This is a genomic window from Stenotrophomonas sp. SAM-B, from assembly GCF_013387485.1.
Classification (GTDB): Bacteria; Pseudomonadota; Gammaproteobacteria; order Xanthomonadales; family Xanthomonadaceae; genus Stenotrophomonas; species Stenotrophomonas maltophilia_AA.
This window is the reverse complement of sequence record NZ_JABBXB010000001.1, coordinates 562,395-588,124: the sequence shown is the minus strand read 5'-3', so window position 1 is coordinate 588,124 and position 25,730 is coordinate 562,395. Positions and strand designations below refer to the sequence as shown.

Below are 25,730 nucleotides of genomic sequence, written 5' to 3'. Positions count from 1 at the left end.
GAAATCCAGCCTCCAAGGATAGACCTGTGCGCGTTGGCAGGAGGTGGATACGCACAGGCCGCCCCGAAGGGCGGCCTGTGGAGTTGTCACCTGTTCAGCTGGCGGCCGCCGAAGCGGTCAGTCCGCCCAGCGGCCGACGCCGGTCGACTGCGGCAGGACCTGCGCCGACAGCGGACGGTCGGCCTCCAGCAGGTTCACCGCATCGGCCAGGATCGCGGCCGACTCGCGCAGCAGCGGATCCGGGCGCTTCTCGGCAGCCTTCTCGCGGGCGGCATCCTTGACGATGTCGCGCTCGTTGCCGGTCAGGCCGTCGTCATTGCTGTCATCGGCCAGCGGATCCAGATCCAGGCCCAGCTGCTTGCGGATGGCCTGGCGATCGGTGCGCTGCCGGTCCTGCTTCTCACGCTCGGCGCGGCGCTCGGCCTCGTTGAGCGAGATGTACTTCTTGGCCTTCTCGGCGCGGAACTGTTCGACATCCTCGTTCCACCACTGGAACTCCTTGTCGGCGGCGATGCGCGTGTCGTGGCGGCTTTCCAGCTTGGGCAGCAGCGGACCGAAATTGCCGTACTGGGTGTGCGGCACGGCAGCGATGCGGGTCCACGGCAGGGCGTTGTCGTAGGTGCTTTCGCCGTACTCGCTGGCGTCCACGCTGGCCGGGAAGGCCAGATCGGGCACCACGCCCTTGTGCTGGGTGCTGCTGCCGCTGACGCGGAAGAACTGGGCGATGGTCAGCTTGACCTGGCCGAAGCGCTGGGTCTCGCCACTCGGCCAACGGTCGAGGTCGACGATGTTCTGCACGGTGCCCTTGCCGAAGGTGGTCTCACCGATCACCAGGCCACGGCCGTAATCCTGGATGGCGCCGGCGAAGATCTCCGACGCCGAGGCCGAGCCGCGGTTGATCAGCACGGCCAGCGGACCGTCCCACGCCACCACTTCACTGCGGTCGCTGTTGACGGTGACGCGGCCACCGGACTCGCGCACCTGGACCACCGGGCCCTGTTCGATGAACAGACCGGTCAGTTCGATCGCTTCATCCAGCGAACCACCGCCGTTGTTGCGCAGGTCCAGCACCACGCCGTCGAGCTTGTCGGCCTTGAAGCCGGCCAGCAGCTTGGCCACGTCGCGCGTCGCCGACGCGTAGTCCGCGGCATTGCGGCGGCGGCCTTCGAAGTCCTGGTAGAACGTCGGCAGTTTGATCACGCCGACCTTGCGCGCCGGCTCCCCATCCTTGGCCGGGATGGTCAGGGTTTCGCCCTTGGCGGCCTGTTCGGCCAGGCGCACCTTCTGGCGGGTCAGCACCAGGGTGTGGTGCTTGCCGTCGACGCCTTCCTCGGCCGGAATGAATTCCAGGCGGACTTGGGTATCGCTCTTGCCGCGGATCTTGGCCACCACGTCATCGATGCGCCAGCCGATCACGTCTTCGAGCGGACCGGACTTGCCCTGGCCCACGCCGACGATGCGGTCGCCGGGCTTGAGCGTGCCATTGACCGCGGCCGGGCCGCCGGCGATGACCTCGCGGATCACCACCATGTCGTCCTGGCGCTGCAGCTGCGCGCCGATGCCTTCCAGCGACAGCGACATCGCCTGGTTGAAGTTCTCGGCGGTGCGCGGGGTGAAGTAATCGGTATGCGGGTCGACGGCGCTGGTGTAGGCGTTGAGGAAGAACTGGAACACGTCCTCGCCCTTGAGCTCATTGACCGACTTTTCCAGCGTGGCGTAACGCTTGTCCAGCGTCTTGCGGATCTCGGCCGGCTGCTTGCCGGCCAGCTTCAGGCGCAGCCAATCGTTCTTGACCGATTTGCGCCACAGATCGTCCAGTTCGGCGCTGCTCGCGGCCCACGGCACGTCCTTGCGGTCGTACTCGAACTTTTCGTCGGTGCTGAAATCGAAGTCCTGCTTGAGCAGCTTGCGCGCATAGCCGACGCGCTCGCCCACGCGCTGCTTGTAGACCGCGAACACCTGGAACGCCGGCTCCAGCTCACCCCCACGGATGGCGGTGGCGATGTTGGCCTCGAACGGCGCGAAGCGGGTGATGTCGGCCTGGGTGAAGAACTGCTTGCTGCTGTCGAGCGACTCCAGGTAGCGCTTGAAGACGTCCTTGGAGGTCGCCGCATCGAGTGCGCGCGGCCGGTAGGCGTATCGGCTGTCCGAGAGCAGTCCGTAGACCAGCTTGGAGGTGGTCACCTGGTCGGCCGTGGCGGCCGAGGGCAGCGCGGGCGAATCGGCGTAGGCGGCCAGTGCCATCGGCGCGGTGAGCGCCAGGGCCATCAGGAATGCGGGGGCTTTGAATTTCATGGACTAGCTCGTGGCACCTTGCCAAGGGAGAGACTGCGTGCATTACAGACACCACGACAGTGCCGAAAGTTGCCGCGTTTGTCACCGGGGCCTTCAGCCTACCGAGGCCGTTGGAGAAATTTGTGAATACCGGCGGGATCGGCAGACAGGCACAGGCCTGCGGCCATCCGCGGTTCAGGGCCGCGGCCGGGGGAAGACAGGGGGAATGACGGAACGGGCCCCGAAGGGCCCGTTGGATCAACCGGCGACGCCGGCGTCGGCCGCCTGGCGGTCGGCGTGGTAGGACGAGCGCACCATCGGACCGGAGGCGACGTGGCTGAAGCCCAGCGCGTTGCCGTACTCCTCCAGCGCCTTGTATTCCTCGGGCGTCCAATAACGCAGCACCGGGTGGTGGTGGGCGGTCGGCTGCAGGTACTGGCCGATCGTGATCATGTCCACGTCGTGCTCGCGCAGGTCGCGCAGCGTGGCCTGGACCTGCTCGAGGGTCTCGCCCAGGCCGAGCATGATGCCGGACTTGGTGGCGATCTCCGGATGCTGGGCCTTGAACTTCTTGAGCAGGGTCAGCGACCACTGGTAATCCGCGCCCGGGCGCACGTTGCGGTACAGGTCCGGCACGGTTTCGATGTTGTGGTTGAACACATCCGGCGGATTGGTCGCCAGGATCTCCAGCGCGCGCTCCATGCGGCCCTTGCCACGGAAGTCCGGGGTCAGCACTTCGATCTTGGTGTTGGGCGACTTGGCACGGATGGCGCCGATGCAGTCGGCGAAGTGCTGGGCACCGCCGTCGCGCAGGTCGTCGCGGTCCACGCTGGTCACCACGACGTACTTCAGGCCCATGTCGGCCACGGTCTGGGACAGGCTGGCCGGTTCATTGGCGTCCGGCGGCTTGGGCCGGCCGTGGGCGACGTCGCAGAACGAGCAGCGGCGGGTGCAGACCTCGCCGAGGATCATGAAGGTCGCGGTGCCGTGGCTGAAGCACTCGTGGATGTTGGGGCAGCTGGCTTCCTCGCAGACCGTGACCAGGCGGTTCTCGCGCAGCTTGGCCTTGAGGTTCTGCACGGCGTTGCCCGACGGAATCCGCACGCGGATCCACGACGGCTTGCGCAGCACCGGCGCGTCGGCGAACTGCACCGGCGAGCGGCCGATCTTGTCACCGCCGATCTGTTTGACGCCCGTCTGCAACGGGGCGGCGGACGGCGTGTCGCCCTGCACAACCTGCAGGGGAATGAGGCGAGCGGTGGTTTCAGTCATGGCCTTGGTCGGCGGCGTTCACGCCGCGTCAGTCAAATCGGGTAATTCAGCGGCCGGCTCGAGGGCCAGGCCGAACTGGCGGGCCAGATGGCCCAGCAGCACCGGCGTGACGGCCGCCATGCCGGACGGTCCCCCCAAGTCTACCACCGAGGTCACCTGCAGCCCTTGATAGCCACAGGGGTTGATCCGGCGGAACGGTTCCAGGTCCATGGACACATTGAAGGCCAGGCCGTGGAAGGTGCAGCCGCGGCGCACACGGATGCCGAGGGCGGCGACCTTGGCCCCGCCCACGTAGACGCCGGGGGCGCCGTCGAGGCGCTCGGCGCCGATGTTCCATTCGTCCAGGGTGTCGATGATGGCCTGCTCGATCCGGCAGACATAGTCGCGCACCCCGATGCCCAGCCGCCGCAGCTGCAGCAGCGGGTAGATCACCAGCTGGCCGGGGCCGTGGTAGGTCACCTGGCCGCCGCGGTCGACATGCAGAACGGGAATATCGCCGGGGGCGAGCACGTGCTCGTCCTTGCCGGCCTGGCCCAGGGTGAACACCGGGTCGTGCTCGACCACCCACAGTTCGTCGCGGGTGGCATCGGTGCGGGCATCGGTGAAACGCTGCATGGCGTGCCAGACCGGGGCATAGGGCTGGCGGCCGAGGTCACGCACGAGGGCCGGTTGCGGCGCCCGGTCGCCCGGGGCCGCGGCGGTGGCGCAGCTGGCTACAGCGTCCACTTCACTTCCGGGTGGTCGCGCAGCGCGTTGTGGGCGGCGTCGTACTGTTCGCGATTGTCGGCCTTGAACACCAGTCGCACGGACACGTACTTGCCGTTGGACGAGTGTTTCCAGCTGACCCGTTCGGTCAGTACTTCCAGGCCGGCGAGCTCGAGCAGGCGCGGCAGTTCGCGTTCCAGGTCGTTGCCGGCCGCGCCCATGGCGCTGAGTTCGAACTGGCCGGGGAACTGGAAGCCGTGGTCGGGGTTGTCAGACTTGATCTCCATGTCCGGGATTATGGGGATGCCCGCGCCCGAACCCAAGCGTTGCTTGATCGTGCGCACAGCGGTACCGAACGGCACGTGAAAACGCCTGTATCGCCACTGATACGCAGCAGTGCGTGCGCAGTGCTGTTCACAGGATCACGCTCTGACTACGCTGTACCAGCTTAAGAAAGAATAAATCCCTGTCTGGTATCCCATGTCCTTGAAGCCCTTCGCGCTGCCGGCCGCGCTTGCCGGTGTCCTCGCCCTGGCGGCGCCTGCCGCCCAGGCCGCCTCCCAATGCGGGCCCGATGCGATGCGCGAGCATCCGCCGCAGGTCAACTTCCGCGTCGACAACGATCTGTTCGGCGGCAAGGACCAGGATCAGGGCTATACCAACGGTGCCCAGATCACCTTCGTGTCGCCGAATCTGGTCGACTACACCGACGATCCGTGCCTGCCGCGCCTGGCGCGCTGGGTCAACAGCCACCTGGAGCGGCTGCACCCGGGCGAGTTCGAACAACAGAACATGATCTTCAGCCTGGCCCAGGGGATTTTCACCCCGACCGATTTCACCCGGAAGGACCTGATCGAAGATGACCGCCCGTATGCGGGCGTGCTGATCGGCAGCTTCGGGTACAACGCGCGCCGCGGCGACCGGCTGCAGACGACGCAGCTGGCGTTGGGCGTGGTCGGGCCCTGGGCGCAGGGCGAAGAAGTGCAGAACGCGGTGCACGAGCTGCTGGGCGATGAGAAGTTCCAGGGCTGGGACAACCAGCTGCACAACGAGCCGGTGTTCATGCTGACCCACGAGCGGATGCGCCGGTGGCCGGCCGATGCCACGGAGAACCTGGGCGGCTGGGGCTGGGATGCGATCAGCCATTACGGCGGCGCGGTGGGCAACCTGGCCACACACCTCAATGCCGGTGGCGAAGTGCGCTTCGGCTGGAAGCTGCCGGACGATTTCGGCAGCACCCCCCTGCGCCCGGCCGGTGAGAACACGGCGCCGACGCGCGGTGGCAAGCCGAGCGGGTGGTCGTGGCATCTGTTCGCGACGACCGATGCGGCGTGGGTGATCCGCGATATCACGCTGGATGGCAACACGTTCCGCAACAGCCACAGTGTCGACAAGCGGCATGTGGTCGGCCAGGCCGGCTACGGGCTGGCGGTGATGCGCGGGCGCTGGAAGTTCGCACTGGCGCGCTACCACAGCACGCGCGAGTTCGATGGGCAGCGCGAGGCGCCGGTGTTCGGCAGCTTCACGATCAGCCGGTCGCTGTAACGCCGCCAGTACGGAACGCCGGCCAGCGGCCGGCACCACCGGGCAGCCAGAACGGACGCGCAAAAAAAGACCGGCTTTCGCCGGTCTTTTTTTACTGCGGTCGAACCGGATTACTCCGATTCCCACCACATCCAGAAGCTGTCCCACAGGCGCTTGAAGAAGCCGGCTTCTTCGACGGCGGCCACGGCAACCAGCGGCGCCTGGGCGACGACCTGGTTGTCCAGCATCACCTTCAGCGTGCCGACCTGCTGGCCAGCGGTGAACGGGGCTTCGAGGGTCTTGGGAACATCGATGCTCGGCTTGAGATCGTTGTAGCGGCCGCGCGGGACGCTGACCAGCATCGGCTGGGCGACGCCCAGCTGCAGCTTGTCGGTCTTGCCCTTCCACACCTTGTGCTCGGCCACGACCTTGCCCGGCTCGTACATGCGGTGGGTTTCGAAGAAGCGGAAGCCCCAGTTGAGCAGGGCCAGGCTGTCATCGGCGCGCTGCTTTTCCGAACCGCCCCCGAGGATCACTGCGACCAGGCGCTGGTCGCCGCGCTGGGCCGAGCTCATCAGGCAGTAGCCGGCTTCGGAGGTATGGCCGGTCTTGATGCCGTCCACGCTCTGGTCGCGCCACAGCAGCAGGTTGCGGTTCGGCTGGGTGATGTTGCCGACGGTGAATTCCTTCACCTTGTTGTAGGCGTACGTTTCCGGGTAGTCACGCACCATCGCGCGGCCCAGCAGGGCCAGGTCGTAGGCGGTGGTGTGGTGGCCCGGGGCGCTGAGACCGTGCGCGTTGACGAAGTGCGAGTCCTTCATGCCGATCTTGGCGGCGTAGCTGTTCATCAGCGAGGCGAAGGCTTCTTCGCTGCCGGCGACGTGCTCGGCCAGGGCGATCGCGGCATCGTTGCCGGACTGGATCGCCATGCCCTTTTCCATGTCTTCCAGGCGTGCGGTCTGGTTGACCGGGAAGCCGCTGTAGCTGCCGTCGGTGCCGGCACCGCCCTCGCGCCAGGCGCGCTCGCTCATCATCACCTGGTCGTCGGTACGGACCTTGCCGTTCTTGACCTCGGCGGCGACGACGTACGAAGTCATCACCTTGGTGATGCTGGCCGGGGCCAGCTGTTCGTGCACGTTTTCACCGGCCAGGACCTGCCCGGTGGCGAAATCCATCAGGATCCAGGCCTTGGAGATGCTGGGCGCGGGTGCCGGCGGCGTGGCCACGGTGGCCGGAGCGGCGGCGGCGGGAGCAGGCGCCGGTGCCGGGGTCGGCAGGGGGGTCTGGGCGGAGACCATGCCCACGAACAGGGTCGTGGCCATGGCAGCGGCGGCAAAGCGGAATTTCATCGGACAGCAAGCTCCTGGAGGGCGCCAAGGGGGGGATGAGGGATAACGGCCATTGTAGGGCCAAGGAGCGGCGGCACGCGCTGGCGTGCCGCGGGCAGTGGAAGGCTCAGTCCTTCACGATCTGCGGCGCCCCGAAGCCCAGACCGGCAATCCGGCCGGCAAGTTCCGAGGCACTGGCATGGTCGGGGGCCGGAACGCGCAGACGCCACAAGGTGCGCCCGCCACTGACGATGTCGCTGATGCTGGCCCCGGCGATGCCGGCCGAGGACAGCTGGCCGAGCGCGCGGGTGGCATTGTCGCGGCTGGCGAAACTGGCGACCTGCAGCAGCACGCTGCCGAGCACCTGCTGGGACAGGCTGGCGCTGGGAGCCGGTGCCGGTGCCGGTGCCGGGCGCGCGGCGGCGGCGGCGGCAGGCAGTGCGGCGACCGCCACCGGGGCGCTGTTCACGCTGGCGGCCTGGGTGGTGGCCGGCTTGCCGGTGGCCACGCGCACCCCGTTGTCGCGCATCCAGTGATCGAAGTTGTCGGCGTTGCCCGGCTTGGCCGAGTCGGCCACGCGGTAGCGGTACTGCTCGCCGGCCGGTTTGGCCGCGGTGCCCGTGGCCGTGGCCGTGGCGGCCGGCAGCTTGCCGACCAGGGCATCCATGTCGCTGGCGCGGCGTGCCGCGGTGGCGCTGGCCGTCGTCGCGGCAGCCGCAGCGGCGGCGACCTCGCGGCGTTCGCGGCGGCTGGGTTTGTCGACCATGAGGTTGTCGTCGCCCGGGGCCAGTGCGCGGACTTCCACGTTGCCGGTACCGCGCTGGGTGATGCCCAGGCGCACGGCGGCCGCGTAACTGAGATCGACCACGCGGCCGTCATGGAACGGGCCACGATCATTGACCCGCACGATCACCGATTCGCCGTTGTCCAGGTTGGTGACCCGGGCGAAGCTCGGCAGTGGCAGCGTCTTGTGCGCGGCGGTGAAGGCGTACATGTCGTACACCTCGCGGTTGGAGGTCAGCCGGCCATGGAACTTCGCGCCGTAATACGAGGCCGTGCCCTTCTCGGCATAGCCGCGGGTCTTGTCCATCACCTGGTACTGCTTGCCCAGCACCACGTACGGCGATTTGTTGCCGACCGGCGAACGCGGCAGATCCACGACCTCCGGCTCGGGGATGCAGGCCACGTTCGGGATGTAGGTGGGGGTGCTGTCATTCACGCCCGGCTTGTACAGCCCGCCGGCGCGATAGTCGCCGCGCGTGCTCGGGTCTTCAGACGCGGCTTTGTACGGCGAGCCATCAGGACAATGCGCCGGACGCCCGCCTTTGCCCTGCACCACCGCGCCGGACGGCTTGCTGCTGCCGGAAGCGGTGCCGCCCCCGGGTTTCTTCGGCGCACTGCTGCAGGCGGCCAGTGCCAGTATCAACAGACCCGGGATCAGCCATCTGGAGCGTGCGATCGTGTTCATGCCGGCGGCAACTCCTGTCCGGCGATGGCCTGGGACAACTGGTACACGGCCATCGCATACATTTTCGAGAGGTTGTAGCGGGTAATGGCGTAGTAGTTCTGGAAGCCCAGCCAGTACTGCTTGCCGGTGCTGCCTTCCAGCGTGATCGGGGTGGCGGTCAGGCCGGCCGCGACCGGAACGCTGGGCTGGTAACCGCGCTGGGCCAGCTCGGACAGACTCCAGGTCGGCGCCCATTCGGTCGGATTGAACGCCTCGCGACCCGCCTGCAGCGTGGCCGGCACGGCGACCGGGCCACCGCGGACCCAACCGCCCTTCTTGACGAAGTAGTTGGCGATCGAGGAGAAGACGTCGTCATAGCTGTTGAACAGATCGCGACGGCCATCGCCGTTGCCGTCCACCGCGTAATCGAGATAGCTGGAGGGCATGAACTGGCCCATGCCCATCGCGCCGGCGTAGCTGCCCTTGATCGCGGTGATGTCGAGCTTCTCATCGCGGGTCAGCGCGAACAGGCGCGCCAGTTCGTCGCGGAAGAACAGCTCGCGGCGCACTTCGCGTTCGAGCTTGGCCGGATCGCCACTGCGCGGGTATTTGAAGGCCAGCGTGTACAGCGCATCCAGGACGCGGTAATTGCCGGTGTTGCCGCCGTAACTGGTTTCCACGCCGATGATCGCCACGATCACCTCGGCCGGAACCCCGGTGCGCTGCTGCACGCGCATCAGCTCATCGCGATGCTGGGCGAGGAACTTCCTGCCGCCTTCGATCCGCGCCTGGCTGATGAACATCGGCCGGTATTCGTTCCACGGTTTGACCCGCTCGGCCGGGCGCGACATCGCCGCGATGATCGGGTCGCGGATCTGCGCCTGGGCCAGGGTCGCCTCGATGTGCGCGGCGGGAATGCCGTAGCGGGACGCGGTATCGCGCACGAAGTTGGCGCGCGCCACCTCGAACGGGACCGGGGTCAGATCGACCGGGGCCGCGTTGGCACCCGCTGCCTCGGGGGCGGCTTCGGCCGGCCCTTTGTTCCCCGCAGCGGGAGTGACGGGAACCCCCGAGGCCTGCGGCGACGGTGAAGGAGTCTGCGGCTGGGTCGCACAAGCGACCAAACCGAGCGTGAGCATGCAGGCCAGGGAGCGTCGAATCATCGCGGCAGGTTAGCAGGTCATGGATGAATTAAAACCCCTAACACCATGAATCTCAACGGATTGCCTGAGTTCCACCGATGCCGTTAAGGCCGCGTGTAGGACGCTTCGGCTCACTTCCCCATTCATGTTGATCCTCACGCACGACGACCGTGCGGTGGAACGGGAACGCGCTCGCGCCTCCGGCAAGGCTGCCTGGCAGACGCCACGACCGGCAGCGGCGGCGACGCACGTCTCACTTTGTGCGCTGGCAACACCGGGCGAAGAGGTCTGCCGGCTGCGTCCCCATCCCCGCGGACGCAACCGGCCAAACCGGACCCGATCGGCAGCGGCGCGGCGCGCATCTCCCCAGCGCGCGCCTCGCCCTCTCTACCTGTGAGGTCAACTACTCCCCGCCAGACTCCCCCTTCGCGATGCTTGGCTCAGCGCGTCGTTGTTGGCGGGCCGCCATTGTGCAGGCCGTTTGCGACAAGTCCATTGATCGAGATCAAGTCACTTCATATCTGTGCGCCACTTCTCACTTTTGCGGCGACAGCTTGACGATGCCTGCACGTGGAAGCGTTTTCGCCTGGGCGCGTGCGCAATGCATGGCGGATGCCGGCCTCATGTCGAATGCACCGGCTGATGCTGCCGCGCGGCCATCACCAGCCCGAAGCTGGCCAGCAGCGATACCGCCGACGTGCCGCCATAGCTGATCAAGGGCATGGGCACGCCCACCACCGGCAGCAGCCCGGAGATCATGCCGCCGTTGACCAGCACGTAGACGAAGAACACCAGGCCGGTGGTGCCGACCAGCAGCCGCGAGTATCCACAGCGCGACTGGCTGGCGATCCACAGGCAGCGCGCGGTGACGAACAGGAACAGGCTGAGCACCACCGCCACCCCGACCCAGCCGAACTCCTCGGCCAGCACCGAGAAGGCGAAGTCGGTGGTGTACTCGGGCAGGAAATCCAGCGTGGCCTGGGTGCCCTGCCCCCAGCCTTTGCCGTGCATGCCGCCCGAGCCGATCGCGATCTTGGACTGGATGATGTTCCAGCCGGTGCCCAGCGGATCGTTCTCCGGATACAGGAAGGTCAGCACGCGATCCTTCTGGTACTGCCGCAGCAATCCGAACCACGCCAGCGGCGCCGCCACCGACAAGCCACCCAGCGCCACCGCCATCCACCACCAGCGCAGCCCGGCCAGCAGCAGCGCGAACACGCCACTGGCGGTCACCAGCGTCGCGGTGCCCAGGTTGGGCTGCAGCAGGATCAGCACCGCCGGGCCACCGATCAGCACGGCGGCGGTCAGCACCGCGCGCGGCCGCGGCGGCAAGGGCTGTTTGTGCAGGTACCACGCCATCATCATCGGCAGGCTGAGCTTGAGCAGCTCGGAAGGCTGCAGATAGAACACGCCCAGGTTCAACCAGCGCTGGCCGTACTTGCCGGTGCCGACCACATACACCGCCAGCAGCGGCAGCAGGGAGAGCGTGTAGATCCACGGCGACCACACGCGCAGTTCCACCACCGGCAGCCGCGACAGCCCCCAGAGTGCGGCAAGGCCGGCCCCGTAGCGCATCGCCTGCGCATGCACCGGACCGTCCACGCTGTGAAGCACGGCCAGGCCGGCCACCATCAGCAGGCACAACGCGCCCAGCAGCGGCAGGTCCAGCGTGCGGAAAAAGAAATGGAACACGGCGCGTGCGCGCTGCAGTAGTTCGACCATGCGGACGACTCCTGTGGATGACGCGACGCACAGCAGGAGGCGACACGGCGAACAGAAAGCGGGCCCGACAGGCGGGCCGGCGCGAGCGCAGGACCGTAACACGCGTGGGCACCGCAAACCTTAGCCGACACGTACCGCAGGGTCACGGCGTACGCATCGCGTACGCTCAGCCGTAGCCGCCGTGCACCGGGTTGTGGCGACGTACCGCCATCACCAGGCCGAAGCCGGCCAGCAGCGATACCGCCGAGGTACCGCCGTAACTGATCAAGGGCATTGGCACCCCGACCACCGGCAGCAGGCCGGAAATCATGCCGCCGTTGACCAGCACGTAGACGAAGAACGCCAGGCCGGTCGCGCCCGCCAGCAGGCGCGAATAGGTATCGCGCGACTGCGAGGCGATCCACAGGCAGCGCCCGATCACCACCAGGTACAGCGCGAGTACGATGGCCACGCCGATCCAGCCGAACTCCTCGCTGAGCACGGAGAAGGCGAAGTCGGTGGTCTGCTCGGGAATGAAGTTCAGGTGCGACTGCGAGCCCTGCCCCCAGCCCTTGCCGTCGACCCCCCCCGAGCCGATCGCGATCTTGGACTGGATGATGTTCCAGCCCGCGCCGAGCGCATCGCTCTCCGGGTCCATGAACATCATGATGCGGTCCTTCTGGTACGGCCGCAGCAACCAGAACCAGGCCACCGGCGCGGCCGCGGCGACACCGCCGACCGCCACGCCCACCCACCACCACGGCAGGCCGGCCAGCAGCAGCACGAACGCACCGCTGGCGGCGATCAGCACGCCGGTGCCGAAGTCCGGCTGCAGCATCACCAGCCCGGTCGGTACGCCGATGATCACCGCGCTGGTCAGCACCGTGGAGAAGCGCGGCGGCAGCGGCATGCGATGCAGATACCAGGCCACCATCATCGGCAGGCTGACCTTGAGCAGTTCGGCCGGCTGCAGGTAGAACAGCTTCAGATCCAGCCACTGCCGGCCGTACTTGCCGGTGCCGAGCACGAACACGGCCAACAGCGGAATCATCGAGACCGCATAGATCAACGGCGTGGCCGAGCGGATGCGCAGGATCGACACGCGCGAGATCGCCCACATCGCGGCCAGGCCGACCGCGAAGCGCGCGCCCTGCGCGAACACCAGGCCGTCGCCGCCGGCGCTCTTGAGCACCGCCAGGCCGATCAGCATCAGCGCGCCCAGAGCCAGGCACAGGACCCAGTCCAGCGAGCTGCTGAAGCGGACGGCCATATCGACCGCCCAGCGCAGGAAGACCTTCATCGTGTCCGCTCCGGTGCGGTCGGCGGCGCGGTGGCACTCGGCACGGGGGCGCCGGGCAGCGGCGCCGGTGCGGGCTCGGGCGCGGCAGGCACACCGACCATGACCGGCAGCAGCTCCAGCGCGGCCACGGCGGCATCGCCCGCTTCACGTGCCGCACCATCGCCCCCGTCGAACGCCGTGATGCCGATCGCGGTGGTGCCGCGCTCACTGTCCAGCGGTTCCAGGCCGTCGGGCATCTTGCCGAGCAGCCAGGCGTCGAAGATCTTGCGGGCGATCGGTGCTGCCGCCGAGCCACCGTAACCACCGCCCTCCACCGCGATCGCCACCGCGATCACCGGGTGGTCGGCCGGTGCGAAGCCCACGAACAGCGCGCGGTGGCGCAGATGCAGCGGCAGGCTGCGCGGGTTGACCGCCGCGGTACCGCGGCGGCTGATCACCTGCGCGGTGCCGGTCTTGCCGGCCATGACATACGGGGCTCCGGCGGCAGCACGCGCACCGCTGCCGCCCGGCTGCATGGTGCCCATCATGCCTTCGCGCACGGCCTGCAGATTGCCCGGCGTCGGGCTGATCGGCTTGCTTTCGCCCGGCGGCGTAGCGGTCCAGTCCGCATCGAAACCGGCGCGCTGCTGCATCACCAGGTGCGGCTGCCGCAGCTGGCCATCGGCGATGCCGGCCACCCCATGCACCAGCTGCAGCGGCGTGACCTTCCAGTCACCCTGGCCGATGCTGACGTTGACGGTGTCGCCGGGATACCAGCGCTCTTTGCGCGCCTTGAACTTGGCCGCCGGCGACGGCAGGATGCCGCCGATCTCGCCGGTCAGGTCGATGCCGGTCGGCGCACCGAACCCGTAGTAGCCCATGTAGTGGTCGAAGCGGTCGATGCCCAGATCCAGCGCCAGCTTGTAGTAATACGTATTGACCGACTGGGTGATCGACTTGCGCAGATCGGTCCAGCCATGGCCCCCACGGTTGGCATCGCCCCAGCCGCGCGAGGTGCCCGGCAGATAGAACATGCCGGTGGAGAGAATCTTGTCTTCTGGCCTGCGCACGCCGCTGTCCAGGCCGGCCAGCCCGATCAGTGGCTTGATGGTGGAACCGGGCGCGACGCCGCCAAGCACCAGGCGGTTGAACTGCGGCCGCGAGGGGTTGTCGTTGAGCGCTTTGAAGTCGGCGTGCGAGATGCCGTTGACGAACAGGTTGGGGTCGTAGGACGGCAGGCTGACCATCGCCAGCACTTCGCCGGTGCGCGGGTCCATCGCCACCGCCGCGCCCTCGAACTCACCGAAGGCGGCGACCATCGCGCGCTGCAGGTCGGCATCGATCGACAGCCGCAGGTCGCTGCCCGACTGCGCCGCGACCCGGCCGATGGTGCGGATCGCCCGGCCCTGTACGTTGGTCTCGACCTGCTCGTAACCGACCTTGCCACGCAGCTGCTGCTCGTAATAGCGCTCCAGCCCGGACTTGCCGATGTGGGTCAGCGCGGCATTGCCCTCGCCCAGCATCTCCAGGTCCTTGTCATCGACCCGGCCGACGTAGCCGATGATGTGCGCGAACAGATCGCCATACGGATAGCGACGGGTCAGGTACGGCTCCAGCTCCACGCCTGGGAAACGCCAGCGGTCCACCGCGAACCGCGCCATCTCCTCATCGGTGACGCGCAGCTTAAGCGTGACCGGCAGGAAACTGCGGCGGGCCTTGCGCGACCGGTTGAAGGTCTCGATGTCTTCCGGGCTCAGCGCGAGGATCTTCGACAGGCCCGCCAGCGTGGCGTCCATGTCCTTGACCTTGTCCGGGGTGATGTCCAGGCGGAACGCAGGCACGTTCTCGGCCAGCAGCCGGCCGTTGCGGTCGTAGATCATCCCGCGCCCCGGCACCACCGGCCGCGGCTTGATCCGGTTGGCCTCCGAGCGCGTGGCGTAGATGTCGTGGTCCATCACCTGCAGCTTGAAGTACCAGCCGCCGAGGCCGAGCAGGCACACCAGCACGCCGAGGAAGCCCAGCGCGGCGCGGCGCCGGAACTGTTCTGCCTCGGCATGCGGATTCTTGGCCTGGCGGCGCATGTACATGTCAGCGCCCGCGTCGCCCGAAGCGCAGGGCGTCCAGCAACACGAACACCAGCGGCCACAGCGCCATGCCCAGCAGCGGCGCCCACCAGTACGACCACGGCAGGGTCGGCTCGCCGACCACGATGTGCACCACCGCGCTGACGATGCGATCGTTGAACAGCAGGCCGCCGATCGCCAGGATCTGCTGCGACATCGGGAAGAAGCGGATGCGCGCGCGGAAGCGCTGGAGGATGAAGGTCAGGATCACCAGCCGCAGCGCCTGCTCGCCGAGCACGCCGCCATAGAGCAGATCGGCGATCACGCCGCTGGCGAAGGCGATGCCCAGCCCGACCCGGTCCGGTGTTTCGATCACCCAGTAGGCCAGCACCAGCGCCAGCCAGTACGGGCGCAGCGGCTGCAGCAGGGCCGGCAGTGGCAGCAGGCCGAGCAGCAGGGCCACCACCAGGCTGACCGGCAGCACCCAGGGTTTGTCGCGCAGACGGCTCATGGCCGGTTCTCCACGGGTTCGGTCTGCCGAGCATGGCTCGGCACTACCGTGGATTCGGCTGCGGCACGGCGCGGAGCGGTCACCGGTACCGGTGCGGCCGGACCGGGCCGGTTGGCCTGTGGTGCATTGGCGGGCGCTGCGGTGCCGGCCGGCGTGCCCTCCTGCAGCGGCGCAGCGGCCGGTCCACCGGCTTCGCTGGCATCACGGCGCAGGTTCGGCGGGATGCGGATCGCCTCGCCCGGGCGCAGCAGCAGCACATCGCGGCCGCGGTCGAGCTGGGCGGCTGGCTTCAGCTCGCCGACCAGGAAGGCATGGGTGTCATCCGGGCGCAGCGCGGTGATGCTGCCGACCGGGAATCCGGCCGGGAAGCGCCCCCCGAGACCGGAGGTGACGATCTCGTCGCCCACTTCCACCCCGGCACTGAGCGGAATGTCGCGCAGCTCCAGGGTGTCGCCACGGCCGTAGACGATCAGGCGCACGCCGTTGCGGGCCACGGTGACCGGCACCGCGTGGTCGGGGTCGGTGAGCAGCAGCACGGTCGCGCTGTTGCCGGTGGTGGCGATCACCTGGCCCATCAGGCCACCGGCATCGATCACCGCCTGGCCGACATGCACGCCATCGCGGGTGCCGGCGGCCAGCACCAGACGCTGCCGCACCGGGTCCAGGTCGATATCCAGGATCGGGGCGAGCTGCACGTCCAGGCCACTGCGCTCGGCCACGTTGAGCAGCTCGCGCAGCTGGGCATTGTCCAGCGCGGCGGTCTGCAGGCGGGTCAGGCGCGCATTGGCGATCAGCAGCTGGTTGCGCAGTTCGCGGTTCTCGGTGACGAGCTGGCCGTGGCTGGCCGCGTTGTCCTTGACCTGGGTGCCCAGGCGACCCGGGAGGCCGGCCAGCGCCCACACCGGCTGCACCAGCACGTTGGCCTGCGCGCGCAGGCGCGACAGCCAGCCGGCCTGGTCATCGAGCACGATCAGGGTGATGGCCAACGCCAGGTATGCGAGCAGGCGCAGCGGACTGGCGGCATCGCCCTGGCGGGAGGCTACGGGAGGACCGGCGTAAGGCGGCACAGGCGTCGACTGGGAAAAGTGTGGATGAAGCGCGCGGAACGAGAGCGCAGCGGGAACAGCATGCGACAACGCCCCGGCGGGGTGACGCCCGGTGAGCGGGGCACACCGGAGGCATCACGCCGCAGAGGCGTGTCTACGATACACGGCCGGTACGGCTCACTCCGGCGCAAAGAACTCGTTGCCGTGCATGTCCACCAGCTCCAGCGCACGACCACCACCGCGGGCCACGCAGGTCAGCGGGTCATCGGCCACCTGCACGTGCAGGCCGGTTTCCTCGGAGATCAGGCGGTCCATGTCGCGCAGCAGGGCACCACCACCGGTCAGCACGATGCCGCGCTCGGCGACGTCGGCACACAGTTCCGGCGGGGTCTGCTCCAGCGCCAGCTTGACCGCGCTGACGATGCCCGACAGCGGCTCGTGCAGGGCTTCAAGCACCTCGTTGGAGTTGATCTTGATCATCTTCGGCACGCCCTCGGCGAGGTTTCGGCCGGAGATTTCCATCTCGATCACTTCCGCCTGCGGGTAGGCGCAGCCGAGCTCGACCTTGATCCGCTCGGCGGTGGCTTCACCGATCAGCATGCCGTGGTTGCGGCGCACGTAGTTGGTGATCGATTCGTCGAAGCGGTCGCCGCCGATGCGCACGGAGGCCGAGTAGACGATGCCGTTCAGCGAGATCACCGCCACTTCGGTGGTGCCGCCGCCGATGTCGATGACCATCGAGCCACGCGCTTCGGTCACCGGCATGCCGGCGCCGATCGCAGCGGCCATGGGCTCTTCGATCAGGAACACATCGCGCGCACCGGCCTCCTCGGCCGATTCCTTGATCGCGCGGCGCTCGACCTGGGTCGAGCCGGCCGGCACGCAGACCAGCACACGCGGGCTCGGGCGCAGGAAGCGCGACTTGTGGACCTTCTTGATGAAGTGCTTGAGCATCGCCTCGGTGTAGGTGAAGTCGGCAATGACGCCATCCTTCATCGGGCGGATGGTGGTGATATGCCCCGGGGTACGGCCGAGCATCTGCTTGGCCTCGGCGCCCACGGCAGCCACGGAACGGGTACCACCGATGGCACGGTCCTGGCGCACGGCCACGACCGACGGCTCGTTCAGCACGATCCCCTGCCCACGCACGTAGATGAGGGTGTTGGCCGTGCCCAGGTCGATGGACAGGTCATTGGAGAACATGCCACGCAGTTTCTTGAACATCTGGGAGTTGATCCTGAGGGGTGTCGCGCCCAACGCGGGATGGCGAAAAAATGGGCAGAATTCGAGGTCGACAAGCCTAGCAATCCCCCTGTGCGCGAGCAAGGACAAATCTGGCCGAAAGCCAGCCTTCACGGCCATTCAGGCCAATCCGGACAGCCCGGGTTCTGGCCCAAAGCCGCCTCACCCGTTAACCTTTGCGCCGCAGGGCGCCGCGAGGCGCCGTTTCGTTGCCCGCCAGACGGGCCTCAAACTCCCTTCCGCATAGGCCTTACTCGATGTCCGCTTTGATCTGTGGTTCTCTTGCCTTCGACACCATCATGGTGTTTCCGGACCAGTTCAAGAATCACATCCTGCCGGACAAGGTGCACATCCTGAATGTGTCGTTCCTGGTGCCGCGCATGCGTCGTGAATTCGGCGGTTGCGCAGGCAACATCGCCTACAACCTGTACCTGCTGGGCGGCGAGCCGATCCCGATGGGCACCGTGGGCTCGGACTTCGGCCCGTACCGCGAGTACTTCCAGGGCCTAGGCATCGACCTGAGCCGGGTCAAGGTGATCGACGAGCTGTTCACCCCGCAGGCGTTCATCACCACCGACCACGACAACAACCAGATCACCGCCTTCCACCCGGGCGCGATGATGCGGTCCTACGAGAACCACGTGAAGGACGTGCCGGGCGTGACCCTGGGCCTGGTCGGCCCGGACGGGCGCGAGGGCATGATCCAGAACTCGCAGGAATTCTTCGAAGGCGGCGTGCCGTTCATCTTCGACCCGGGCCAGGCCATGCCGCTGTTCAACGGCCCGGAGCTGCGCACCTTCATCGAACAGGCCGACTACGTCGTGGTCAACGACTACGAGTCCAACCTGCTGCAGGAACGCACCGGCTGGGATGAAAAGGAGATCGTGAGCCGGGTCAAGGCCTACATCACCACCCGTGGCCCGAAGGGCGCGGTCATCCACACCCCGGAAAAGACCTATGACATCCCGCCGGCGCACGAGCGCCGCGTGGTCGACCCGACCGGCTGCGGCGACGCCTTCCGCGCCGGCCTGATCTACGGCATCGAGAAGGGCTACGACTGGCTGACCATCGGCCGCATGGGCAACCTGATGGGCGCGCTGAAGGTCGAGCACCCGGGCACCCAGAACCAGCGCTTCACGTTTGATGAGTTCAATGAGCAGTTCAAGCAGCAATTCGGCTACGCGCTAAGCGCGTAACCGAATTGCCCGCGCATTCCACCTGAACCCCGCGCCGTTGGCGCGCCCCCTTGAACATCAAGGGGGCTCTCCACCAGAGGGAAATCGGGGGGATGAGGGTAGAGCCAGGCCATGCCTGGCTGCTTTTCAGGTCCGTCGCCGGTTGAGCATGCGACAGGCCTTGTCCGCTGCGATCAGGCCGAAACCCGCTTCCCTTCCCACGCCGCCAACACCTCGCCGCAGTCGGCCAGATGCCAGCACGCCAGGCCCGGCCACGGGTTGTCCGGCGTGTTGACGAGCAGGGTGCGGGTACCGGCGGCGCGGCCGCATTCGAGGTCGAAACGGTGATCGCCGACCATCACCATCCGGGCGGGCGCTGCCTGCCAGCGCTCGACGAAGTACTGCAGCCCGGCCGGTGACGGTTTGGGCTGGGCTTCGTCGCGGCCGATGATGTCGTCGGTGGCGAACATGTCCCCTATACCGATCGCCTGCAGCGTCAGTTCGGCCAGTTCGCGCGCGTTGCGGGTCAGGATGCCCAGCCGGCAGCCCGCACCGTGCAGCGCGCGTACCAGGGCCACGGCACCGGGAGCGGCCTGCGCGTGCTCTGCCAGCGCGCGTTCGTGTGCCAGCAGCCAGTCATGCTTCTCCGCCGCCACCTCGGCCGGCAGCGCGGCGAGGTGGGTCAGGATGTCGTCTTCCTGCGGGATCGCGAGCTCGCGTTTGATGCGCTGGAAATCATGCACCGCCACGGTCAGCGTACCGTCCATGTCGAACACCCAGTGACGGATGGCCGGCAGGCCGCTTACTGCCACCACTGCGGCATCTGGCTGGCGTCCACGCCGCCGGTCTCGAATACGGCTGTTCGCGTGCCGCCGGCCTTGACCGGGAATTCGATGCTGATCACCTTGGCCTTGCGGGCCAGGTTCCACAGCGCCTTCTGGTCGGTGATGAACATCGCGATCGCCTCATCGGTATCCGGGCGCCAGGCCGCCATCGCGACCGGCTTGCCGTCGTCGACGGTCACGTTGACCTGGCACTTCGGGCAGCGGAAATCGCCGGCCTGCAGCACGAGGTAGGCGTGGCGCTTCCACTCGGGATGGTCGCGGAAGACCAGCTGCACCGGCTTGGCACCGCTGCCGTCCACATCCACCCGCTCCTTGCTGTAGATCTGCGCGGAGGCCTGGATGCCCTTGGTCCCGACCGGGATCTTGTTGTACTGCCACAGCGCCTGCAGGCGGCGCGTCTCGCGCGCGGCTTCAGCCTTGGCCTTGACCTCGGCGTAGCCCGGTTCGATCCGGGCAGCCACGTCGGTGTCCTTGTACTGATCCAGCAGCGAGCCGCCGTGGATGCGCGCGCGCTCCCAATCCTGCGCGGCGACGGCCATGTCGTACTGCTTGGCCACGCCTTCGGCCTTCTCTTCCTGCTGCGCCTTGGCGGCGGCCGCGGCGGCTTCCTGCGCCTGGCGCTCGGCCTCGGGATTGCTGCAGGCGGCCAGCGCGAAGGCGCAGGCCACTACCAGGATCAGTCGCTTCATTGGGTGCTCCGTGTTGGACGATGGCGCGCCAGGCGCCTGCGCCTACTTTATCGCCAAGCGCGTCATGCCGGCACGACGCCGTTCGGCGCCAACGTCACGGCGTGGCCGGCTGCCCTTCCCGCCACCACTGGGTGGAGGGTGCCGGTGCGCGGATATCCAGGCGTTCGCCCATGTGCGGCGCGGTCAGCGCCACGCCCTGTTCCTGCGCCAGCGTGGTGATGCGTTCGAACGGTTCGGTCCACGGGTGCAGCGCGAGGTCGAAGGTGCCGTTGTGGATCGGCATCATCACCTTGCCGCGCACGTCCAGGTGCGCCTGCAGGCTCTGTTCGGGCTGCATGTGCACGTCCGGCCACTGCGCATCGTAGGCGCCGGTCTCGATCATGGTCAGGTCGAACGGGCCGTAGCGCTCGCCGATGCGGGCAAAGCCATCGAAGTAGCCGGTGTCACCGCTGAAGAAGATGCGGGTATGCCCGGTGTCGATCACCCACGAGGCCCACAACGTGCGGTTGCCGTCGGCGAGGGTGCGGCCGGAAAAATGCTGGGCCGGGGTCGCGACGATCTTCAGGCCTTCCACGCGGGTGTCCTGCCACCAGTCCAGCTGCACCACCTTCGCCGCCGGCACGCCCCACCCGATCAAACGGTCACCCACGCCGAGCGCGGTGACGAAGTGCTGCACCTTCGGCGCGAGCGCGAGGATGGCCGCGTGGTCGAGGTGATCGTAATGGTCGTGGGAGATGATCACGCCGGTGATGGGCGGCAGTTCGTCGATGCTCAACGGCGGGGCGTGGAACCGCTTGGGCCCCATGAACGACATCGGCGAGGCGCGCTCGGCGAACACCGGGTCGGTCAGCCAGAAATGGTCGTCCAGCTTCATCAGCATCGTCGAGTGCCCCAACCGCCAGAGGCTGTCATCGGGCGCGTCGAGCAGGGCCTGGCGGGTCAGCGCCTGCACCGGGATCGGCGCCAGCGGGCTGGCATCGGCCGGCTTGTCGAACAGGAACTTCCACATCACGCCCAGCGTGCCGACGAAGCCGAGCGCGCTCTTGCCGACGGGATTGTGGAAGCGCCCGTCGCCGAACTGCGGCGACTGGTCATAGGCGGCAGCCGGGCGGGCACCGCAGGTCAACAGGCCAATGGACATGGCGATCAATACCGTCAGAAGGAGGAGGAATCGAGGCAGGCGACGCGTCATCGGGGCTTGCCCTGGAAAGTACACCGGCGAGTGTACTTGCCTTTTCCGAAAAGTAAACTGAACGGTGTAAAATGGCGGCATGAGCCCCTCCGACCGCCCTGCCCGCCTGACCGACCGCAAGCGCGCGGCCATCCTCGAAGCGGCGGTAGCCGAGTTCCGCACGTTCGGCTTCGCCGGCACCAGCATGGACCGCATCGCGGCCACGGCCGAGGTATCCAAGCGCACCGTCTACAACCACTTCGCCAGCAAGGACGAACTGTTCACCGCGATCCTGTGGCAGCTGTTCGAGGCCAGCCAGGCGATGGATGTCGTGCCGTACGATCCGGCACGGCCGCTGCGCGATCAGTTGCTGGTGTTCGCGGCGCGGAAGATGCGCCTGCTCGACGACCCCGGCTTCATCGATCTGTCCCGGGTGGCGATGGCCGAGCTGGTGCATACGCCCGAACGGGCGCGCGCGATGATGGACAAGCTGGCCGAGAAGGAAGAAGGCCTGACCGGCTGGATCCGCGCCGCCCAGGCCGATGGCCGGCTGCGCGCGGAGATGCCGCCCGCCGAGGCGGCCCACCAGTTGCAGGCGATGCTCAAAGCGTTTGCGTTCTGGCCGCAGATCACCTTCGGCCAGCCACCGCTGGCGCCGGCGCAGCAGCACCAGGTGATGCACGACTGCGTGGACATGTTCCTGGCGGTGCGCGCGGTGTGAGCGCTGGCGCCGAGGCATGAAAAAACGGCGGGTTTCCCCGCCGTTTTTCGTTCAACCGATGCGTCTGGCGATTACGGCTTGGCCGTGCCCGCCTCGGCCTTGTCCAGCATGTCCTGGACCGAGCCGGTGGTGATCGGGTGATACCCCGGCTTCGCCTTGGCGAAGGCCGCCTTGGCAAAGGCCAGGCCTTCCGGCGTCTTCACCAGTTCGGCGTAGATCGGCAGGATCAGCTTGCGGCGGCCAACGCGCTCGATGAACGCACCGGCGGCCTCGTTCGCTTCGCTGTAGCCGCTGCGGATCGCCAGCGGATACCAGCGCATCGCGATCTCGCCGTTGGCCGTGCCGGTGAAGTGGTAGGCCTTGTCCAGCGCAGCCAGCTTCTCGACCGGCAGGGTCTTGCCCAGACCGTCGATGAAGTGCACCCATTCCTGGGTGCCCCACTCGCCGGTGATCTGCGCATTCGGCAACGTGTTGCTGCCCTGCCACGCGATGCGTGCGGTATCCACGATGGAGAAGTTGCGCGAGCGGGCCTTGGTCGCGAACGACGGAATGCCCGGCTCGTCCAGCCATGCCTTCAGCTCGGCATCGGTGACGGCGCCAGGCTTCTTGGACAGCAGGTTCTTCTTCAGGTATTCGACGAACTGGTCGGTGTTGGCGCTCTGGAAGGCGTGGTCATCGAACCAGCCGCGCAGGAACGGATCGAAGGTCTCGCGGCCGAAGCGCTGCTCCAGGAACTGCAGGAACCACGAACCCTTGACGTAGGCCACGTTGCTCAGTGCCTCGTCCGGATCACGCTCGCTCAGCGGCGGCAGCGCCAGGGCCTGGTCGGCCGGGCTCATGTCCTTCACTTCGGCGAGCAGATCGTTCTGGTCGATCTCGCGCTCCATCTCGGCCATTTCCTGGCCGTACAGCGCCTCGGTGATGCGGCCCTGCACGTAGGTGGTGAAGCCTTCGTTGAGCCAGATGTCCTTCCAGCTGGCGTTGGTCACCAGGTTGCCCGACCAGCTGTGCGCCAATTCGTGGGCGACCAGCGAGACCAGCGACTTGTCGCCGACGATCACGGTCGGGGTGGCGAAGGTCAGGCGCGGGTTTTCCATGCCACCGAACGGGAACGACGGCGGCAGCACCAGCATGTCGTAGCGGCCCCAACGGTACTCACCGTAGAGCTTCTCGGCGGCGCCGATCATCTTCTCGGTGTCTTCGAATTCCTTGGCGGCCTCGCCGACCATGGTCGGTTCGGCCCACACCCCGGAGCGGCCGGAGATCGGCTCGAACACCAGGTCGCCGGCGGCGATGGCCAGCAGGTAGGACGGGATCGGTTGCGGCATCTTGAAGGTGTAATCACCATCACGCGCGGCCTTGGGATCGTTGTCGGCGCTCATCAGCACCATCACGTCCGGGCGCGAGACCACATGCGCGCTGTAGGTGAAGCGCACGCTCGGGGTGTCCTGCAGCGGCACCCAGGAACGGGCGTGGATCGCCTGCGACTGGCTGAACATGAAGGGCAGCTTCTTGCCCTCCGTCATCGACGGCTCCAGCCACTGCAGGCCCGAGGCGGTCGGTGCGGTGTGATACGTGATCACGACCTTGGCCGGCTGGTCCGGGGTCTCGATGCTCAGCTTGCTGCCGAACACCTTGTCGGCCGGGGCCAGCACGAAGGGCAGCGGCGCGGTCTTGCCGTCGGCGGCGATCGCCTCGACCTTCTCCACGCTCAGCTCGCGGGTGTCCAGCACCAGTTGCTTGGCGGCCTTGTCCTTCCACTCCAGGGTGTAGGTCGCGGTGCCACCGATCTGCTTGCTGTCGAAATCCAGCTTCAGATCCAGCGCGAGGTCCTTGACGACCACCTTGTCCGGCTCGGCGTACGAGCTTTCATCGTGGCTGCGGCTGTCCGCTTTCATGGCAGTGCCCGCCGGCGCATTGGCAGTGGGATCGACGGTCGGAGCCGCCGGTTCTTTGGAGCAGCCGGACGCCAGGGCGACGGCCAGGGGAATCAACAGGAACGGAGATCGCATGAACGGGACCGATCGGGGTGAAACGACCAGTTTACCCCTGTCCCGGGACCGCGCGCAGGCCGTACGTGACGGTCTGCGCATTCAGTTGGCTGCGCGAAGCGTCAGAGCTTGTAGCCGGAGTGGATCGAGACGATCCCGCCGGTCAGGTTCTTGTAATGGCACCGCTCGAAACCGGCATCGGCCATCATCGCCTTGAGCTGCTCCTGCGGCGGATGCTTGCGGATGCTCTCGGCCAGGTACTGGTAGCTGTCGCCATCGCGCGCGAACAGCTGGCCCAGCTTCGGCAGGATCTTGAACGAGTGGAAATCGTAGATCGGCTTGAACCAGTCCGCGGTGACCTCTGAGAATTCCAGCACGCGTGCCTGGCCGCCCACCTTGAGGACGCGGTGCATCTCGCGCAGGCCGGCTTCCTTGTCGGTGACGTTGCGCAGGCCGAAGGCGATCGTGACCAGGTCGAAGCTCGCATCCGGGAACGGCAGTGCTTCGGCGTTGCACTGGACGTAGTTCAGGCCCGCGACCAGGCCGCGGTTGGTCAGCCGGTCGCGGCCCACCGAGAGCATGCCGGCGTTGATGTCGCCCAGCACCACTTCACCCTCGTCGCCGACCCGCTCCTTGATCAGCGCGGCGATGTCACCGGTGCCGCCGGCCAGGTCGAGCACGCGGTCGCCCGGCTTCACCTGCGCGGTGGCTACGTAGTAGCGCTTCCACGCCCGGTGGATGCCCAGGCTCATCAGATCGTTCATCAGGTCGTAGCTGCGCGCGACCGAGGTGAACACTTCGCCCACCAGCTTCTGCTTGTCCTTCGCAGCGACATCGCGGAAGCCGAAATGGGTGGTGCCAGTCTTGTAGGGGGATTCGCTCATGGGACGATTATCGCACCGCCGGCGCCGTTGCGGCAGGCCGCCCACTATGATGAAGGCCTTCACGTCCCTGGATTGCGCATGATCACCACCCCCGACTACGCCGCCCTGCTCGAGACCGCCATCGCCGAAGCCCGTCAGGGCCTGGCCGAAGGCGGCATCCCGATCGGCGCCGCGCTGTACCACAACGATGGCCGCCTGCTCGGCTGCGGCCACAACCGCCGCGTGCAGGAGGGCGACCCGTCCGTGCACGGCGAGACCGATGCGTTCCGCAAGGCGGGCCGCCAACGCCGGTACCAGGACACCATCATGGTCACCACCCTGGCCCCCTGCTGGTACTGCAGCGGGCTGGTCCGCCAGTTCAACATCGGCACCGTCGTGGTCGGCGAATCGGTCACCTTCCAGGGCGGCATCGACTGGCTGCGCGAGAACGGCGTCACGGTGATCGACATGCAGAGCCAGGCCTGCATCGACCTGCTCGGCGGCTTCATCAACGCCCATCCCGAGGTCTGGAACGAAGACATCGGCGAGTAAGTACGCCCCCTTTCGCGCGGATCCGCGCGAAAGAGCCCCGCGCGCTCCCCTTGCGGCGCGCGCGGGCGCTGCAACGTTCTGAATGCTTCAGTGACACGGCCGGGGTGCAGGCCCCTGTGCCGTGGGTGTCTGCGCGTGACGCCGTCACGCGCCGTCGACCGTTGCCGGGCACTGCGAACACGCGGTGCT

At 67.5% G+C, this 25,730-nt stretch carries 22 protein-coding genes; 4 read left to right on the top strand and 18 right to left on the bottom strand.

From position 1 onward, the window contains the following. Positions 1-117 precede the first annotated feature (117 nt). The 4 genes from HH110_RS02545 to HH110_RS02530 form a co-directional block, all read right to left on the bottom strand. Complete coding sequence (locus HH110_RS02545; RefSeq protein ID WP_176988176.1) at positions 118-2,295, bottom strand: carboxy terminal-processing peptidase; 2,178 nt, start codon at positions 2,293-2,295, stop codon at positions 118-120. A 237-nt stretch (positions 2,296-2,532) separates the two neighbouring features. Then, positions 2,533-3,546: a lipoyl synthase gene (gene lipA / locus HH110_RS02540; protein ID WP_176988175.1), complete on the bottom strand. Its 1,014-nt coding sequence runs from the start codon at positions 3,544-3,546 to the stop codon at positions 2,533-2,535. 18 nt (positions 3,547-3,564) lie between these two features. Continuing rightward, positions 3,565-4,272: a lipoyl(octanoyl) transferase LipB gene (lipB, locus tag HH110_RS02535; RefSeq protein ID WP_176988174.1), complete on the bottom strand. Its 708-nt coding sequence runs from the start codon at positions 4,270-4,272 to the stop codon at positions 3,565-3,567. Then, positions 4,260-4,538, bottom strand: coding sequence for a DUF493 family protein (locus HH110_RS02530; RefSeq protein WP_121041243.1), 279 nt, complete (start codon positions 4,536-4,538; stop codon positions 4,260-4,262). Before HH110_RS02530 ends, lipB begins: the two co-directional genes overlap by 13 nt. 193 nt (positions 4,539-4,731) lie before the next feature. On the opposite strand from HH110_RS02530, the gene HH110_RS02525 reads away from it, so the two are divergent. Then, entirely contained in the window at positions 4,732-5,796 is a 1,065-nt protein-coding gene (locus HH110_RS02525) for a lipid A deacylase LpxR family protein (RefSeq protein WP_176988173.1), read from the top strand. 110 nt (positions 5,797-5,906) lie between these two features. Here HH110_RS02525 and HH110_RS02520 read toward each other — a convergent pair whose 3' ends face one another. From HH110_RS02520 to HH110_RS02480, 9 genes are all read right to left on the bottom strand, one after another. Next, the gene (locus HH110_RS02520) at positions 5,907-7,124 is read right to left on the bottom strand and encodes a D-alanyl-D-alanine carboxypeptidase family protein (protein ID WP_176988172.1); all 1,218 of its coding nucleotides are present in this window, start codon (positions 7,122-7,124) and stop codon (positions 5,907-5,909) included. A 106-nt stretch (positions 7,125-7,230) separates the two neighbouring features. Further along, positions 7,231-8,571, bottom strand: coding sequence for a septal ring lytic transglycosylase RlpA family protein (locus HH110_RS02515; RefSeq protein WP_176988171.1), 1,341 nt, complete (start codon positions 8,569-8,571; stop codon positions 7,231-7,233). Further along, the gene (gene mltB, locus HH110_RS02510) at positions 8,568-9,713 is read right to left on the bottom strand and encodes a lytic murein transglycosylase B (RefSeq protein ID WP_176988170.1); all 1,146 of its coding nucleotides are present in this window, start codon (positions 9,711-9,713) and stop codon (positions 8,568-8,570) included. The genes HH110_RS02515 and mltB overlap by 4 nt, the downstream gene beginning before the upstream one ends. Before the next feature lie 600 nt (positions 9,714-10,313). After that, a complete protein-coding gene (gene rodA, locus HH110_RS02505) occupies positions 10,314-11,414 on the bottom strand; it encodes a rod shape-determining protein RodA (protein WP_176988169.1) in 1,101 nt (366 codons plus the stop codon). 166 nt (positions 11,415-11,580) lie between these two features. Then, positions 11,581-12,693, bottom strand: a complete 1,113-nt coding sequence (gene rodA / locus HH110_RS02500) for a rod shape-determining protein RodA (protein WP_176988168.1) — start codon at positions 12,691-12,693, stop codon at positions 11,581-11,583. Then, positions 12,690-14,759 carry a penicillin-binding protein 2 gene (gene mrdA / locus HH110_RS02495; protein WP_176988167.1) on the bottom strand — a complete coding sequence of 690 codons (2,070 nt, stop codon included), beginning with the start codon at positions 14,757-14,759 and terminating at the stop codon, positions 12,690-12,692. The genes rodA (HH110_RS02500) and mrdA overlap by 4 nt, the downstream gene beginning before the upstream one ends. Position 14,760: 1 nt before the next feature. After that, positions 14,761-15,246, bottom strand: coding sequence for a rod shape-determining protein MreD (gene mreD, locus HH110_RS02490; RefSeq protein WP_019186042.1), 486 nt, complete (start codon positions 15,244-15,246; stop codon positions 14,761-14,763). After that, positions 15,243-16,313, bottom strand: coding sequence for a rod shape-determining protein MreC (mreC, locus tag HH110_RS02485; protein WP_176988166.1), 1,071 nt, complete (start codon positions 16,311-16,313; stop codon positions 15,243-15,245). Before mreC ends, mreD begins: the two co-directional genes overlap by 4 nt. A 156-nt stretch (positions 16,314-16,469) precedes the next feature. Continuing rightward, the gene (locus HH110_RS02480; protein WP_019186044.1) at positions 16,470-17,516 is read right to left on the bottom strand and encodes a rod shape-determining protein; all 1,047 of its coding nucleotides are present in this window, start codon (positions 17,514-17,516) and stop codon (positions 16,470-16,472) included. 275 nt (positions 17,517-17,791) lie between these two features. Here HH110_RS02480 and HH110_RS02475 point away from each other — a divergent pair, with 275 nt between their 5' ends. Then, positions 17,792-18,730 (top strand): carbohydrate kinase family protein, encoded by a 939-nt coding sequence (locus HH110_RS02475; protein WP_176988165.1) that lies wholly within the window; start codon positions 17,792-17,794, stop codon positions 18,728-18,730. A gap of 173 nt (positions 18,731-18,903) precedes the next feature. Here HH110_RS02475 and HH110_RS02470 read toward each other — a convergent pair whose 3' ends face one another. From HH110_RS02470 to HH110_RS02460, 3 genes are all read right to left on the bottom strand, one after another. Continuing rightward, positions 18,904-19,524, bottom strand: a complete 621-nt coding sequence (locus HH110_RS02470; RefSeq protein WP_342589206.1) for an HAD family hydrolase — start codon at positions 19,522-19,524, stop codon at positions 18,904-18,906. Then, positions 19,512-20,243, bottom strand: coding sequence for a hypothetical protein (locus HH110_RS02465; protein WP_176988164.1), 732 nt, complete (start codon positions 20,241-20,243; stop codon positions 19,512-19,514). The genes HH110_RS02470 and HH110_RS02465 overlap by 13 nt, the downstream gene beginning before the upstream one ends. Before the next feature lie 94 nt (positions 20,244-20,337). Further along, positions 20,338-21,384: an MBL fold metallo-hydrolase gene (locus HH110_RS02460; RefSeq protein WP_176988163.1), complete on the bottom strand. Its 1,047-nt coding sequence runs from the start codon at positions 21,382-21,384 to the stop codon at positions 20,338-20,340. A 130-nt stretch (positions 21,385-21,514) separates the two neighbouring features. Between HH110_RS02460 and HH110_RS02455 the strand changes: the two genes are divergently transcribed. Beyond that, positions 21,515-22,135, top strand: coding sequence for a TetR/AcrR family transcriptional regulator (locus tag HH110_RS02455; protein WP_176988162.1), 621 nt, complete (start codon positions 21,515-21,517; stop codon positions 22,133-22,135). Positions 22,136-22,206: 71 nt separating this feature from the next. On the opposite strand, the gene HH110_RS02450 is transcribed toward HH110_RS02455, so the two are convergent. Both HH110_RS02450 and ubiE read right to left on the bottom strand, forming a co-directional pair. After that, positions 22,207-24,147, bottom strand: a complete 1,941-nt coding sequence (locus HH110_RS02450) for a M1 family metallopeptidase (protein WP_176988161.1) — start codon at positions 24,145-24,147, stop codon at positions 22,207-22,209. Positions 24,148-24,248: 101 nt separating this feature from the next. Beyond that, positions 24,249-25,010: a bifunctional demethylmenaquinone methyltransferase/2-methoxy-6-polyprenyl-1,4-benzoquinol methylase UbiE gene (gene ubiE / locus HH110_RS02445; protein ID WP_176988160.1), complete on the bottom strand. Its 762-nt coding sequence runs from the start codon at positions 25,008-25,010 to the stop codon at positions 24,249-24,251. Between the two features lie 78 nt (positions 25,011-25,088). On the opposite strand from ubiE, the gene HH110_RS02440 reads away from it, so the two are divergent. Next, positions 25,089-25,541, top strand: a complete 453-nt coding sequence (locus tag HH110_RS02440; protein WP_176988159.1) for a nucleoside deaminase — start codon at positions 25,089-25,091, stop codon at positions 25,539-25,541. The last annotated feature ends 189 nt before the right edge of the window (positions 25,542-25,730 follow it).

Excerpts from the sequence above, each read along its gene's own strand:
- HH110_RS02545 (WP_176988176.1), bottom strand. The coding sequence starts at position 2,295 with ATGAAATTCAAAGCCCCCGCATTCCTGATGGCCCTGGCGCTCACCGCG.
- lipA (WP_176988175.1), bottom strand. The coding sequence starts at position 3,546 with ATGACTGAAACCACCGCTCGCCTCATTCCCCTGCAGGTTGTGCAGGGC.
- HH110_RS02530 (WP_121041243.1), bottom strand. The coding sequence starts at position 4,538 with ATGGAGATCAAGTCTGACAACCCCGACCACGGCTTCCAGTTCCCCGGC.
- HH110_RS02525 (WP_176988173.1), top strand. The coding sequence starts at position 4,732 with ATGTCCTTGAAGCCCTTCGCGCTGCCGGCCGCGCTTGCCGGTGTCCTC.
- HH110_RS02520 (WP_176988172.1), bottom strand. The coding sequence starts at position 7,124 with ATGAAATTCCGCTTTGCCGCCGCTGCCATGGCCACGACCCTGTTCGTG.
- HH110_RS02515 (WP_176988171.1), bottom strand. The coding sequence starts at position 8,571 with ATGAACACGATCGCACGCTCCAGATGGCTGATCCCGGGTCTGTTGATA.
- mltB (WP_176988170.1), bottom strand. The coding sequence starts at position 9,713 with ATGATTCGACGCTCCCTGGCCTGCATGCTCACGCTCGGTTTGGTCGCT.
- rodA (WP_176988169.1), bottom strand. The coding sequence starts at position 11,414 with ATGGTCGAACTACTGCAGCGCGCACGCGCCGTGTTCCATTTCTTTTTC.
- rodA (WP_176988168.1), bottom strand. The coding sequence starts at position 12,693 with ATGAAGGTCTTCCTGCGCTGGGCGGTCGATATGGCCGTCCGCTTCAGC.
- mrdA (WP_176988167.1), bottom strand. The coding sequence starts at position 14,759 with ATGTACATGCGCCGCCAGGCCAAGAATCCGCATGCCGAGGCAGAACAG.
- mreD (WP_019186042.1), bottom strand. The coding sequence starts at position 15,246 with ATGAGCCGTCTGCGCGACAAACCCTGGGTGCTGCCGGTCAGCCTGGTG.
- HH110_RS02480 (WP_019186044.1), bottom strand. The coding sequence starts at position 17,516 with ATGTTCAAGAAACTGCGTGGCATGTTCTCCAATGACCTGTCCATCGAC.
- HH110_RS02475 (WP_176988165.1), top strand. The coding sequence starts at position 17,792 with ATGTCCGCTTTGATCTGTGGTTCTCTTGCCTTCGACACCATCATGGTG.
- HH110_RS02465 (WP_176988164.1), bottom strand. The coding sequence starts at position 20,243 with ATGAAGCGACTGATCCTGGTAGTGGCCTGCGCCTTCGCGCTGGCCGCC.
- HH110_RS02460 (WP_176988163.1), bottom strand. The coding sequence starts at position 21,384 with ATGTCCATTGGCCTGTTGACCTGCGGTGCCCGCCCGGCTGCCGCCTAT.
- HH110_RS02455 (WP_176988162.1), top strand. The coding sequence starts at position 21,515 with ATGAGCCCCTCCGACCGCCCTGCCCGCCTGACCGACCGCAAGCGCGCG.
- HH110_RS02450 (WP_176988161.1), bottom strand. The coding sequence starts at position 24,147 with ATGCGATCTCCGTTCCTGTTGATTCCCCTGGCCGTCGCCCTGGCGTCC.
- ubiE (WP_176988160.1), bottom strand. The coding sequence starts at position 25,010 with ATGAGCGAATCCCCCTACAAGACTGGCACCACCCATTTCGGCTTCCGC.
- HH110_RS02440 (WP_176988159.1), top strand. The coding sequence starts at position 25,089 with ATGATCACCACCCCCGACTACGCCGCCCTGCTCGAGACCGCCATCGCC.